The sequence below is a fragment of the Rhodococcus sp. P4_E4 genome (assembly GCF_056401575.1).
In genome coordinates, this window is record NZ_JBFUJB010000003.1 from 334,807 (window position 1) to 347,055 (window position 12,249).

At 63.4% G+C, this 12,249-nt stretch carries 8 protein-coding genes and 1 pseudogene; 5 read left to right on the plus strand and 4 right to left on the minus strand.

Annotation, left to right across the window (positions count from 1 at the left end):
* Positions 1 to 93 precede the first annotated feature (93 nt).
* Positions 94 to 1,413 carry a UDP-glucose dehydrogenase family protein gene (locus tag AC1DVN_RS06040; protein WP_080910172.1) on the plus strand — a complete coding sequence of 440 codons (1,320 nt, stop codon included), beginning with the start codon at positions 94 to 96 and terminating at the stop codon, positions 1,411 to 1,413.
* 149 nt (positions 1,414 to 1,562) lie between these two features.
* On the plus strand, positions 1,563 to 3,239 hold the full coding sequence (locus tag AC1DVN_RS06045) for a DUF7159 family protein (RefSeq protein WP_477993618.1): 1,677 nt from the start codon (positions 1,563 to 1,565) through the stop codon (positions 3,237 to 3,239).
* Between the two features lie 9 nt (positions 3,240 to 3,248).
* Here the strand turns inward: AC1DVN_RS06045 and AC1DVN_RS06050 are convergent, their stop codons facing one another.
* Together AC1DVN_RS06050 and AC1DVN_RS06055 are read right to left on the minus strand one after the other, a co-directional pair.
* Entirely contained in the window at positions 3,249 to 4,511 is a 1,263-nt protein-coding gene (locus AC1DVN_RS06050) for a YibE/F family protein (RefSeq protein WP_019747414.1), read from the minus strand.
* A gap of 488 nt (positions 4,512 to 4,999) precedes the next feature.
* The gene (locus tag AC1DVN_RS06055) at positions 5,000 to 6,253 is read right to left on the minus strand and encodes a pyridoxal phosphate-dependent aminotransferase (RefSeq protein WP_019747413.1); all 1,254 of its coding nucleotides are present in this window, start codon (positions 6,251 to 6,253) and stop codon (positions 5,000 to 5,002) included.
* 76 nt (positions 6,254 to 6,329) lie between these two features.
* Between AC1DVN_RS06055 and AC1DVN_RS06060 the strand changes: the two genes are divergently transcribed.
* Positions 6,330 to 8,270, plus strand: coding sequence for a S9 family peptidase (locus AC1DVN_RS06060; protein ID WP_477845748.1), 1,941 nt, complete (start codon positions 6,330 to 6,332; stop codon positions 8,268 to 8,270).
* Here AC1DVN_RS06060 and AC1DVN_RS06065 read toward each other — a convergent pair.
* Positions 8,260 to 9,192 (minus strand): hypothetical protein, encoded by a 933-nt coding sequence (locus AC1DVN_RS06065; RefSeq protein ID WP_477993619.1) that lies wholly within the window; start codon positions 9,190 to 9,192, stop codon positions 8,260 to 8,262. The two genes, AC1DVN_RS06060 and AC1DVN_RS06065, sit on opposite strands and share 11 nt — an antisense overlap.
* 245 nt (positions 9,193 to 9,437) lie before the next feature.
* Here AC1DVN_RS06065 and AC1DVN_RS06070 point away from each other — a divergent pair, with 245 nt between their 5' ends.
* Both AC1DVN_RS06070 and AC1DVN_RS06075 read left to right on the plus strand, forming a co-directional pair.
* Positions 9,438 to 10,715 carry a DUF6745 domain-containing protein gene (locus AC1DVN_RS06070; RefSeq protein ID WP_477845750.1) on the plus strand — a complete coding sequence of 426 codons (1,278 nt, stop codon included), beginning with the start codon at positions 9,438 to 9,440 and terminating at the stop codon, positions 10,713 to 10,715.
* Positions 10,716 to 10,790: 75 nt separating this feature from the next.
* Positions 10,791 to 11,246, plus strand: coding sequence for a hypothetical protein (locus AC1DVN_RS06075; RefSeq protein WP_428691272.1), 456 nt, complete (start codon positions 10,791 to 10,793; stop codon positions 11,244 to 11,246).
* 177 nt (positions 11,247 to 11,423) lie between these two features.
* Here AC1DVN_RS06075 and AC1DVN_RS06080 read toward each other — a convergent pair.
* Positions 11,424 to 12,249 (minus strand): annotated as a pseudogene (locus AC1DVN_RS06080) (Fe-S oxidoreductase); the annotation flags it as partial.

Here is a 12,249-nt window from a genome sequence, read left to right on the forward strand (position 1 = left end):
TGCACGCGCGACGCACTCGTCGTACGCCCGATGTTGGTTTCGCGCCCACCTGGCGTACGCGTTTCGGAAAGTTCGGACGCATACCAACTACACATGAAGATGACCGTGTTCGGAACGGGATACCTGGGGGCGACCCACGCAGTGTGTATGGCCGAACTTGGTCACGACGTGCTGGGAGTCGACATCGACCAGTCCAAGGTCGACAAGTTGTCTCGTGGGGAGGTCCCGTTCTTCGAGCCGGGTCTGACCGACATGCTCGAGAAGAATCTGGCGTCGGGTCGGCTGCAGTTCACGACTTCCTACGCCGATGCCGCGGATTTTGCCGACATCCATTTTGTCGGTGTGGGGACGCCCCAGAAGAAGGGGGAGTACGCCGCAGATCTCAGTCATGTTCATTCGGTGATCGACATGTTGGCGCCGTTGTTGCGAAAGCCTTCGCTGATAGTCGGGAAGTCGACGGTGCCGGTAGGCACGGCAGCGGCGCTCGGCGAGCGACTCCGAGCGAATTCGCCGGCGGGTGGCTCGGTAGAGGTGGCCTGGAATCCGGAGTTCCTGCGTGAAGGACACGCGATCGCGGATACCTTGAGCCCTGACCGGTTGGTTCTGGGGATCGATCGTGACCGGCCGGGAAACGCCGAAGGCGTTCTTCGCGAGGTGTATGCCGAGATACTGGGCGCGGGGGTGCCGTTCCTCGTGACCGATCTGGCGACGTCCGAGTTGGTCAAGGGATCTGCGAACGCGTTTCTCGCGACCAAGGTGTCCTTCATCAATGCGATTGCGGAGGTGTGCGAGGCGACCGGCGCCGACGTCACGATGTTGGCCGACGCTCTCGGGTACGACGCTCGGATCGGTAGACGGTTCCTCAATGCGGGCTTGGGGTTCGGCGGTGGGTGCCTGCCGAAGGACATTCGGGCGTTCATGGCACGCGCCGGGGAATTGGGTGTCGACCAGGCCCTGTACTTCCTCCGCGAGGTAGACAGCATCAACATGCGACGACGCACAAAAGCTGTGGAACTGGTGACGGCAGCCTGCGATGGCAGTTTGCTGGGAGCTAACGTCTCGGTTCTGGGGGCCGCGTTCAAGCCCGAATCCGATGATGTGCGCGATTCGCCTGCGCTCAACGTTGCCGGAATGATGCAGTTGCACGGGGCAGCGGTCACCGTTTTCGATCCGAAGGCCATGGACAATTCTCGCCGACTGTTTCCCACCCTTCACTATGCAACCTCCACGTCAGAAGCTTGCAGAAATGCTGATGTGGTCTTGATCGCCACGGAATGGGACGAGTTCGCCTCACTCGTGCCCGGCGATTTGGAACCACTCGTTCGGCGGCGGGTGATCGTTGACGCCAGAAATTGCCTCGATCCGGACCTGTGGCGCGGCGCCGGTTGGAACTACCGCGGATTGGGGCGGTAGGTCGACCGTCCAGGTTGCGAAAAAATAGCTGCGAGAAGGCCTTAGGTGAGATGCGCGAACCTCGCAGACCATGCCCAGTGGGTAGACTTCCGGCCGGGGAATGACGGGGTCTGCTGACGGAACCCGTCGCCGGTCGACGAAGGTGGATCATGAACTTGGTTTTGGGTGTGACGGTGGGAGCCAGCGCTGTGCGTTTGGCGCGCCCGGGGACGCCCGACCACAGTGGTCCGGTGTTCCGATCCAGAGCGGTCGATCGCGGTCGTGAGATTCCGGAGGAAGTCGCAGCGGAGGCAACCGGCGTGGCCTTGACCGAGAATGCCGATCTCGGCAGCAATACGGTCGTCGCCTACCGGGATCAAGCGCAGGCCGGAGCACTCCAAACAGCGTTCGAACAGAAAGGCATCGACAACTTCGAGCTGGTTCCCGAAGTAGTCGCGACGCTTCGAATGCTCGAGGTGTCCGGTGCGCTGACCGACCAGAGCACACTCGTCGTCGTCGACATCGGTAGTTCTGGATCGACGATCAGCATTGTGGACAGGCAGATGCGGTCTACCGTCGTCACCGCCCGGTCGACGCGGGTCAGCGGAGATCACTTCGACGAGCTCGTCTACTCGGATCAGACCGTGCGTCGCCGTATAGCTACGCCGGCCGACCCGGGTGGCGATGCCGAACTGCAGGCGCGATGCCGACTCGCGAAGGAACAGCTGTCCTCACGAAGTGCGGTGTGCCTGCCCGGGCCCGGCGGGCTTCTCCTGCTGTCGCGGGAAGTTTTCGATTCGTTGGTCGTCACGTCGGTGGAGGCCTTCGCACGCGAGATACGAGAGGTCATCGCAACGTCCGGCCGTAACCCCGACGCGATTCTCCTGATCGGTGGCGGTGCACGCATTCCGATCGTACGGGCGACCCTCGCCGCGTGGCTGGAGTGCCCCCTCATCGCGCCCGAGCAGCCGGAACTCGTGACTGCGCAAGGCGCTGCGCTGATCGCGGAGTCGTCGATGACGCCATCGGCGCGCGCGGTATCTGCCCCGGTTCAGGTTCCGGCTGTAGCGCCGATCTTTGCGCCGTATCCGATCCACACCCCGGCGGAGGTACCCGTTCCGGTTCAGGCGTTCAGCCACGGAGGGGTCGCAACGCTCGCGGAATCGGAGCGGCCGAATGCCTTGTCCGAAGCCGCTTCCGGCACGAAGTCCGTTCCGCAGGAACAGGTGCCGAGCCCTTACGCGGCGGAACTGCCTCAGCCGCGACCGAACCGACACGAGCAACGATTCGATCCGGCCGCAGATCTCGCGGTCGCCGACAGCGACCAGGCCACGGACGGATTCGGCACAGAACATGACGTCGACACCGAGGCTGTGATGGTTGACGCCCAGGCGTACTCGGCGATGTACGAAGGCGAGGCACCCGGGGCAGGAACCGCACACCCGTCCTGGCTCGCCGGGACACAACCCGTCGAATCGACATCCAAAGAGCCGAGAAACCCGCTACGGTTCGCGGGCCTCGGCGCCGGTGTGATCGCGGCGATCGTGATCGTGGGGTTGGGATTGGGCTACGGAGGAAAGGTCTTCGATTCCGAGGATGCCGGACCTGTGGCAACCGAGGTGACTACGCCGCCGCCGACGACCACGACTACCCCGCCGCCTACGACCACAACGACCCCGCCCCCGACGACGACGGAGGAAGCCCCTCCGGTCGTCGAGGCTCCGCCAGTCGTGCAGGACACTTACGTGCCGCCCGCGCCCGCTCCCGCGCCGCCACCGCCCGCGATCTACATTCCGGGGCTTCCGCCGATTCTGTTACCGGTTCTCCCACCGATTCCCGGACTCTGAGGCTCGCTTTCAGCGTTTGGAGTGTCGGCCGCCTGACGTGGGGCCGGCCTTGACCGCACTACCGGGTGGGCGAGCCAGAATCACGGCGATAGCAGTAGTGAGCGGAACAGATAGCGCCAGAGCAATCCCGCCGACCGCGGACCGTACGATTTCGATCGCTACAGCGTCACCGACCAGGACGTCCTGAAGAGGGCGACCGCTGACGCTGAAAAGCAGAAGCAGTGGCAACGCCCCGCCGGCGTACGCGAGAACCAAGGTGTAGACCGTGCTGGCGATGTGATCGCGTCCGACCCGCATCGCCCCGCTGAACACCTTTCGGCGGGGTGCGTGCTTGTCGAGTTCGGCCAACTCGAATGCCGAAGATGCCTGGGTGATGGTGACGTCGTTGAGAACACCGAGCGATCCGATGATGAAGCCCGCCAGCAGCAGGCCCGTGATGTCGATGTGCTCGATGTAGGTCTGCACATTGGTGTTCTGCTCTTCGGACAGTCCGGTGAGGTGCGTCAGTTCGATACAGAGGTAGGAGAGAACGGCAGCGAGCACCATCGCGGCAAGGGTGCCGAGCAAAGCCGAACTGGTCTTGAGTGAGACACCGTGCGCCAGATAGAGAACCGCGTACAAGATCACCGCGCCGGCGACCAGTGCAACCGGTATCGCAGGCTTACCGTCGAGCAATGCGGGCAGGAGAAACCCGACGACGACGCCGAAGGCGATCACCAGACCGACGAGTGCGCGCAGTCCGCGCCACCGCGCAACGGCGATGATGACGACGGCAAACGCGATGACGATCAACGCCAGCGGGAGTCCACGCGAATAGTCTTCGAAGGAGTACTGCGTGTTTCCGTTCGGGTCGGTCTGACGCACCAGGCGAATGTGGTCACCGACCCGTAGATCCGGTTGTCCGGCACCCGGGATGATCTCGAGGAGTGTCTTCGTTCCGGCATTCGGCCCGGACTCGATATCGACGATACTGCGCTGGCACTGATAGGCGGAGGTGGGTGGCGGTTGCGGTGCACCGACGAATACCCTTCCTGCGGAGGAACTTCCGCAGTCGCCGAGATCCTGCATCGTGACGGTGCCCGCCTCGGTCTCCACCGAACTGCCGTCGGCGTTCTGAAAGGGGAGCGGGACGGGAATGGTGTTCTTGTCCGGCCACAGTGCGATAGCTGCCGCGACGACAACCATGCCGATGACGACGAGCAAGCCGATGACGACGCGTGATGCGGTGGGGCCGATCTGGATGGGGCCACCGTGGCCGTGGCCGTGACTCATCGGAAACTGAGTGTCGGACTGGGGATTTGCACCGGTGCAATGTTATCGGCTCCGAAGCGAATGGTCAGCTTCTGTGGATAGTGTCGATCGACGACAGCGTCGGCACAGATGATTTCCGGGAAAGAGGCGAAACTGGGATTGGTCGAGCTGGGTGGCGGGGAACAGGGGGGGTTGTCCCCGCCACCAACCTGGTATCCACAGGGGGGGGAGGGATACCAGGTGCTCGCGGCACCGAAGTGCTGATAACCAATGTACCCAATTTCAATCGGGTTTGGCGCGTTGTCCAACTACCAATTTCACGACGAATCACGTACCGGTTGGACCGTTTTCGCATCAGGGCAGGTCACTAAATAGTTAAAGTGTCAATCAAACCGCCTGGTATGCGAATGTTGTGACGAAGGTCTCACAAATACCCCGCACTTTTACGTTTACGGGGTATTTGTACAACGAATTGTTTACCTGATTTTGCCCGATTCGACGGGCCGAAATCACTGCTTGTAACTGGTGAGGAAGTTGCCGAATCGCTCGATGGCCACGGCGAGATCCCGGGCCCACGGAAGGGTGACGATCCGAAGGTGATCGTGGTTCGGCCAGTTGAACCCGGTGCCTTGAACCATCAGGATCTTCTCCTGGAGAAGCAGGTCCTGAACCAACTTCTCGTCGTCGTGGATCTCGTAGACGTTCGGATCCAGACGAGGGAACGCGTAGAGCGCACCGCGGGGTTTCACACACGAAACACCCGGAATCATGTTCAATCGCTCCCACGCGACGTCGCGCTGCTCGAGCAGGCGACCGCCGGGCAGGATCAGGTCTTCGATGCTCTGGTGTCCGCCGAGGGCGACCTGAATGGCGTGCTGTCCGGGGACGTTGGGGCACAGGCGGGTCGACGCCAAGAGGTCGAGTCCCTCGAGGAAGCCGGCGGCGTGATCCTTCGGGCCCGTGATCGCCACCCAGCCGGAGCGGTAGCCGGCGACGCGGTAGGCCTTCGAGAGGCCGTTGAACGTCAGGCACAGCAGATCAGGGGCAAGCGTTGCCAGCGAGATGTGCTTTGCGTCGTCGTAGAGGATCTTGTCGTAGATCTCGTCGGCGAGCAGCAGAAGCTGATGCTTGCGTGCCAGATCGACCAACTGCTGCAGAACCTCCATGGAGTACACCGCACCCGTGGGGTTGTTCGGGTTGATGACGAGGAGAGCCTTGGTCTTGTCGGTGATCTTGGATTCGATATCGGCGATATCGGGATTCCAGTCGTTGGCCTCGTCGCAGAGATAATGGACGGGCGTGCCTCCGGACAAGCTCGTCATCGCAGTCCACAGCGGGTAGTCCGGCGCTGGGATCAGAACCTCGTCCCCGTTGTTGAGGAGGGCCTGCATGGTCATCGTGATCAGCTCGGAAACACCGTTACCGAGGTAGATGTTGTCGACGTCGAGCTCGGGGAAGCCGGGAACCAGCTCGTAACGCGTCACGATTGCGCGCCGCGCCGACAGAATGCCCTTCGACTCCGAATAGCCCTGCGCATAGGGCAGGGCGGCGATCATGTCGCGCATGATCACATCGGGAGCATCGAATCCGAACGGTGCCGGGTTGCCGATGTTGAGCTTGAGGATCCGGTGTCCTTCCGCCTCCAACCGGGCGGCATGCGCGTGCACCGGCCCACGGATTTCGTACAGGACGTTCTGGAGCTTCGACGACTGCTCCAGCTCGCGCTGCGGCTGACGATGGCGGACGGGTTCTGGTGTGCTCACGAGTTACATGATTCCACCACTGTGCAAGTGCATTGTCGGGGACCGTGTCGCGCGACCAGTTGGCTATTGTCGAGCGATGACCCCCAGCGAGCAGATTGCAGCCCCGTACGGATCGTGGACTTCTCCGATCGGAGCAGCGGATCTGGCTGCAGGTGGCCACCCTGTCGAGGGTGGACGATACGTCGGTGACGAGATCTGGTGGGCTGAACTTCGTCCGACCGAGGGTGGTCGGACATCGATCCGTCGATCCGGTCTCGACAACCAACCCGTCGACATCCTCCCTGCGCCGTGGAACGCGCGGACCAGGGTTCACGAGTACGGCGGTGGCGCCTGGACCGTCACCGAGTCCGGAAAACTGGTCTTCAGTGAATTCTCTGATCAACGGGTGTACATCCTCGAAGGAGTCACTCCGCGGGCTCTGACGCCTGAACCCGCGTCGCCGGCCGCGTTGCGATACGCAGACCTGCAGATCGTGAACGGTGAGGTGTGGGCGGTTCGGGAAGCGCACGCGGAGGGCGGGGCGATCACTCGCGATATCTGCGCGATTCCGCTGGACGGTTCCGGCAAGGCTCGCTCGATCGTCGGCGGCTCGGACTTCCTCTCGTCACCGAGGCTTTCGCCGAGTGGAACCAAAATAGCCTGGATCGCGTGGAACCATCCGCAAATGCCCTGGGACGGTACCGAACTGCGGGTAGCTCCACTCGTCGACGGCGTCGCTCAGAAGTACTCCGTGCTGATCGGCGGACTTGAAGAGTCCGTCCTGCAACCGGAGTGGATCACCGACGACGAACTCTACGCAATCAGTGATCGCAGCGGCTGGTGGAACATCTATCGAGTCGGCGGCAAGATCACCCCGATCTGCCCGGTGAATGCGGATTTCGGTGGCCCACAGTGGCGCTTCGGTGCGCGCTGGTTCGTCGAACTCGACAACGGGCACCTTCTCACCGCACGCACGGTGGGAACCGACACGCTGGCGGTACTCGATCCGGCGTCGGGGGAACTGCGCGACATCGCGATCCCGGGTGTCACCAGCATCGGCCTCATGCAGGTTCGCGGCGATCGGTTGCTGCTCACCTCGGGAGGCGCGAAACTGGCGGGCGCGCTACGCGAGTTCGACCTCGGTACCGGCGAACTCACCGAAATCCGTTCGTCGGTCGAAGAATTGCCCGAGTCTGCATACCTTCCGGAAGCGCGAGCTGTCGTGGCTCACGGACACGGGCGAGAAGTTCACGCCGTTGCGTATCCGCCGCGCAGTCCGCGATACAAAGGACTCGACGGCGAACTGCCGCCATACGTTGCGTTTGTTCACGGTGGGCCGACGGCGCACGTCGCCCCGGCCCTCAACCTCGTCTACGCCTTCTTCACCAGCCGCGGAATCGGCGTCGTCGATGTGAATTACGGCGGGTCGACCGGCTACGGACGTGAGTACCGCAACCGGCTGCGCGGACAGTGGGGTGTCGTCGACGTGCAGGACGTCGTCACCGCCGTCACCGGGTTGGCTGAGCAAGGGCTTGCCGATCCGGCCCGCCTTGCCATCGAAGGCGGATCTGCCGGTGGATGGACCGTTCTGGCCGCACTGACGACGTCCGACGTGTTCGCTTGTGGTGCTTCCTATTTCGGCGTGGCCGAACTGGACCTGTTCGTGCAGGAAACTCACGATTTCGAATCGCGCTATGTCGACGGTTTGATCGGCCCGCTGCCGGAATCTGCCGACCTGTACGCGGAACGTGCTCCGCTCAACAACGTCGACGGGTTGAACTGCCCGGTGTTGCTGCTCCAGGGTCTCGACGATCCGATCGTGCCACCTTCGCAGGCGGAGCGATTCCGGGATGCTCTGGTGACCAAGGGTATTCCGCATGCCTACCTGGCCTACGAGGGTGAATCTCACGGATTCCGCAAGCAGTCGACCATCATCAGCTCACGCAACGCCGAGCTGTCCTTCTACGGGCAGGTGCTCGGATTCACCCCACCCGGCATTGCGACGCTCGAGCTGTGGAAGCCTGCGATCAGTAGCTGACGGCCCCGCGGCTGCGCGCAAAGGCCGCGAGGATCCGGCCTACCACCAGTGACGGGGTCGACAGGTCGGCCCACGTCCACCTCGCGACTTCCCACCCCGCGTCACGGAGTCGGTCTTCGCGGAGCTTCTCGTTCCAGAGCACGTCCTCGGCGCTGCGACCGGCGGGCACCAGTCGGCCGTATTTGATGCGGCCGTCGAACTCTCCGATGGTGCGCTGCTCACGCCACAGGAAGTCGACGCGGCCGGCCAACCCTCGGGCGTCGTGGATTTCGACCTGGGGTTCGGGGAGTGGTAAGTGCTCCTGCAGGAACAATGCGAGGCTCCGTGATTCACCGACGCTTTCGATGCGCGAGTCCATCGCGGTGAGCGCGTGGAGCGCATGTCGATGGCGCGGATGGTTCGGGCTGAGTGCAAGCGAGGCCGCAACTGCATCTTTGGTCAACGCTGAACGGTGCAATGCTGAATTGCCCACCACGAGAGCCGGTTCGAAAGGGAGCGTCCTCGCGAGATCCGCAACAGTTCGTGCCGGAGTCGTGACGCGCAGGCCGTCGACGTGGGTGACCTCGTCGTCGGTGAACGATACCGAGTGCACGTGTCGTCGAGCGGATTTACGGCCACCGCCTCGTCGGTCCCGAGAGAGGTGCACAACTTCGAGCGGAGTGTTCCAGAGTTCGAAGCCGTGCACCACCGCTGCCGAGATGTGGCTGACCGCTGCATGTGCCGAAGCGGTACCGGCCACAGCCTCGACGCGCAATCGATGTAGCCCGTAGGCGTCGAGGCGGGACAGGTGGTCGCTGGGTACGTAGGCACCGCGATGGATTCTGGACCAGTTTCCACTCGCGCAGGCCTGCCGGATCTCGGAATCGGTACGACCTGTCGACAGTTGCTCTGGCCGACGGATGATGCGTATTTGTTCCCCCATACCGATCGATCTTGCTGCGCCCGGCACTGGAAAGGAAGCCGTGAACCCTGGGCTGTGGATAGCCGTGAGTGAACACCACTTGTCCACAGTTCGAACCGGTTTCGCGTCGCTGGAGAGGGTGTTGGGTGTGGGGAAACGGTGGCAGGTTCTCGGTGTCGCACTCTAGGTGACCCTTGCGTCCGGAGCGTTTGCGTGCCAGGCTGTTGAACTATGACTACAGGAAAGGCGGACACCGCCACCGTCGCGTGAGCGCCGCACCGTTTCGCTCGTCGACGTCACGTCGAGCGACATCGACCGAGAACATCGATATCTTCGATGAAGACAATCAGGCCTTGGAAACAGTCCGCGACGTATGGCTCGAACGCGGTCTGTGTACACGTCCGGCCGATCGATCGACGGCAGAATCTGCTGTCGCGCAACTATACCGACGATCCGGGCTCCCGAAACCGGAGTTCGTCTGGGTTCAGTCGCCCTCTGCTGGATCGGATCTGATCGCCGCCGAAGGTCTGTCGAACAAGATGTCCTTCGACGGCACTGGACTCGACTGCGCTTGCGGGCACATCGCGAGCATGTTTTCGGCGTCGCGCCGACGTATGAACGCGCGTATCGAACGTCGGAGCATTGACTGGCAGATAGAACGCTGGAAGATGGAACGTCGCGCGTTCGGGGGCGTTGGTGCCAGCGTGTCCGAGGGGTCGGATCAGCGGGGGTCGACTCAGCGGGGTTCGACTCAGCGCCGCGTCAATCCAGCGCGGATCATCAGATCCGCAATCTGGGAATCGTTGCACACCACACTGTTCGACGGCGTCGCAGCTGCGATACGAACGATGTCGACCCCGGTGGCGGGCGAAGTGACCTGGTACGGGCAGCAGGACGCCCATCGAATCGCGTACTACGACACATGCCATCGATACGGTCTTGCGACCTTCCGCTCGGAAGACCGTGAACTTCTCGATGTGCAGACCGCACTGGCTGACTCGACCGGGTGGTGGTGGGCGTTCGACGACGTGTGCATCATGGCGGAACGACCCAGGGTCTTGCACTCGGAGCGGATACCGGGCAGTGCGCGGGGAGAACGCCGACTCCACCACTCTGATTCCCCGGCACTCGAATTCGCAGACGGAACAAAGGCGTTCGTTCTGCACGGAGCGATCGTTCCCGACTGGGTAGTGCTCGACCCGACCGCCGAACGCATCGCACACGAGCGCAATGTAGAGATCCGTCGATGTGCAATCGAGCGGATCGGTTGGGATTCCTACATCGAGCTGGCCGGCCTGACACTGGTCGACCAAGCCGACGATCCCGGTAATGCCGGTTGCCTGCTGCAGCTCTACGCGTCCCCGGAGGGCTGGGGCCGAAGTGGACGCATTCTCCTCGCGGTCAACGGTTCTTTCGAACGCGACGGGCATCGGCGTCGATACGGCCTTCACGTACCCGGATGGTTTACCTCCGCGTTGGATGCCGCCGGTTGGACTTACGGCATCACCGGCGCCGATTACTCCCGTCTCGTTCGTCGAACCTGAATCTCGACCCCTCAAGCCCCAATCCTCAAACCCTCAATCCTCAAACCCTCAATCCTCAAACCCTTGGTGATACTTATGAACTCGAACATGACCTTGTCCGCTCTCACCACCCTCACCGGCCTCGATGTCTTCGACTACCTGGACCAGGAAGTGTCCATTCCTGTGATCGACGGACTTCAGGCGCAGGGCGATCTCATCGTGATCCCGTTTTCGCTGCTCGCAAATATCGTGGCGCCTCTGCCGTGGACACGCTCTGTGAGAGTGCCGCTCTCGGGAGTGGAGTTGCTGCGAAGCGCCGCGGGCGGTAACCCCCACAGTCTGGTTGCAGACAAAGGGGAGTGCACGTGGTCGACGCCGGTGAAAGATGCTCGGGGCCTTGCGCTCGGCATGCTCGACACCCGAGTGACCGCGTACCTGATCCATCCGGAGCACGGCGCGACCGGAATCGCTCCGGGGCGATACGTCATCGGACGGCAGCAGGAAAGGGGCGTCGGGCGTGCGCGCGGTGCGGTGATGCTTGTCGCAGATTGACAGGGCGACCTCGATTTGGCAGCGGGGGAGTGAGCACCACTTGTCCACGGCGAGCACCGCTTTCCGCGTAGAGCAAGGTGTGTTGAGTCGAGGGAAAGGGTGCTCGGTCGGGATTGGCTCCCCACACAAACACGAATGCCCTCACCATGACGGTGAGGGCATTCGCGTGTGGAGCGGTTACTTCTTGCGGCCGGGAGCCTTTGCGCCGGCCTTGAATCCGAGCCCACCTGCCTTGGGGGCGGGCGGCGCGGCAGCAGGCGTCGGAGCTTCCGCGGGTGCGGACGCTTCAGCAGGTGCTTCGGCGGCGGGTTCTGCCTTCACAGGTTCGGCCTCGGGAGCCGGTGCCGCAGCTGGCGCCGGGGCTGCAGCAGGAGCAGCCTTCCGAGCGCCGGGAGCCTTTGCGCCCGACTTGAATCCGAGTCCGCCGGCCTTGGCGACCGGTGGAGCCTTCGGGGCTTCCGCCTCGGCGGCCGGAGCCTCTGCGGGTGCCTCGGCGGGTGCAGCCGGAGCAGCGGCAGGTGCTTCAGCAGCAGGCGCAGCCTTTGCGCCAGGAGCCTTGGCCCCGCCCTTCATCTGCAGTCCCTTGCCTCCGGGAGCCTTGGCGCCGGACGCCAGGCCCAGACCCTTCGGCTTGGCGACGGGCGCAGCAGCTTCGGGTGCAGCAGCCTCAGCTGCCGGTGCTTCCGCTGCCGGTGCGGCAGCGGCCTTTGCTCCGGGTGCCTTGGCGGCGCCCTTCATCTGCAGTCCCTTGCCGCCGGGAGCCTTGGCTCCGCCCGCAAGACCGAGCCCCTTGGGCTTTGCCGCAGGTGTGGCCGGTGCAGCAGCTTCGGCGGCGGGAGCTTCCGCGCTTGCGGCGGGAGCCGCCTTCTTGGCGCCGGGAGCCTTTGCCCCGCCGGCCATTCCGAGGCCCTTGCCTGGTGCCTTGGCGCCGGGAGCTTTTGCGCCTGGTGCTTTGGCGAGGCCCTTCATGGCCAGACCCTTGCCTGCCGGTGCAGCCTTGGCT

Coding starts and splice junctions, on each gene's coding strand:
- AC1DVN_RS06040 (WP_080910172.1), top strand. CDS start 94: ATGAAGATGACCGTGTTCGGAACGGGATACCTGGGGGCGACCCACGCA.
- AC1DVN_RS06045 (WP_477993618.1), top strand. CDS start 1,563: ATGAACTTGGTTTTGGGTGTGACGGTGGGAGCCAGCGCTGTGCGTTTG.
- AC1DVN_RS06050 (WP_019747414.1), bottom strand. CDS start 4,511: ATGAGTCACGGCCACGGCCACGGTGGCCCCATCCAGATCGGCCCCACC.
- AC1DVN_RS06060 (WP_477845748.1), top strand. CDS start 6,330: ATGACCCCCAGCGAGCAGATTGCAGCCCCGTACGGATCGTGGACTTCT.
- AC1DVN_RS06065 (WP_477993619.1), bottom strand. CDS start 9,192: ATGGGGGAACAAATACGCATCATCCGTCGGCCAGAGCAACTGTCGACA.
- AC1DVN_RS06075 (WP_428691272.1), top strand. CDS start 10,791: ATGAACTCGAACATGACCTTGTCCGCTCTCACCACCCTCACCGGCCTC.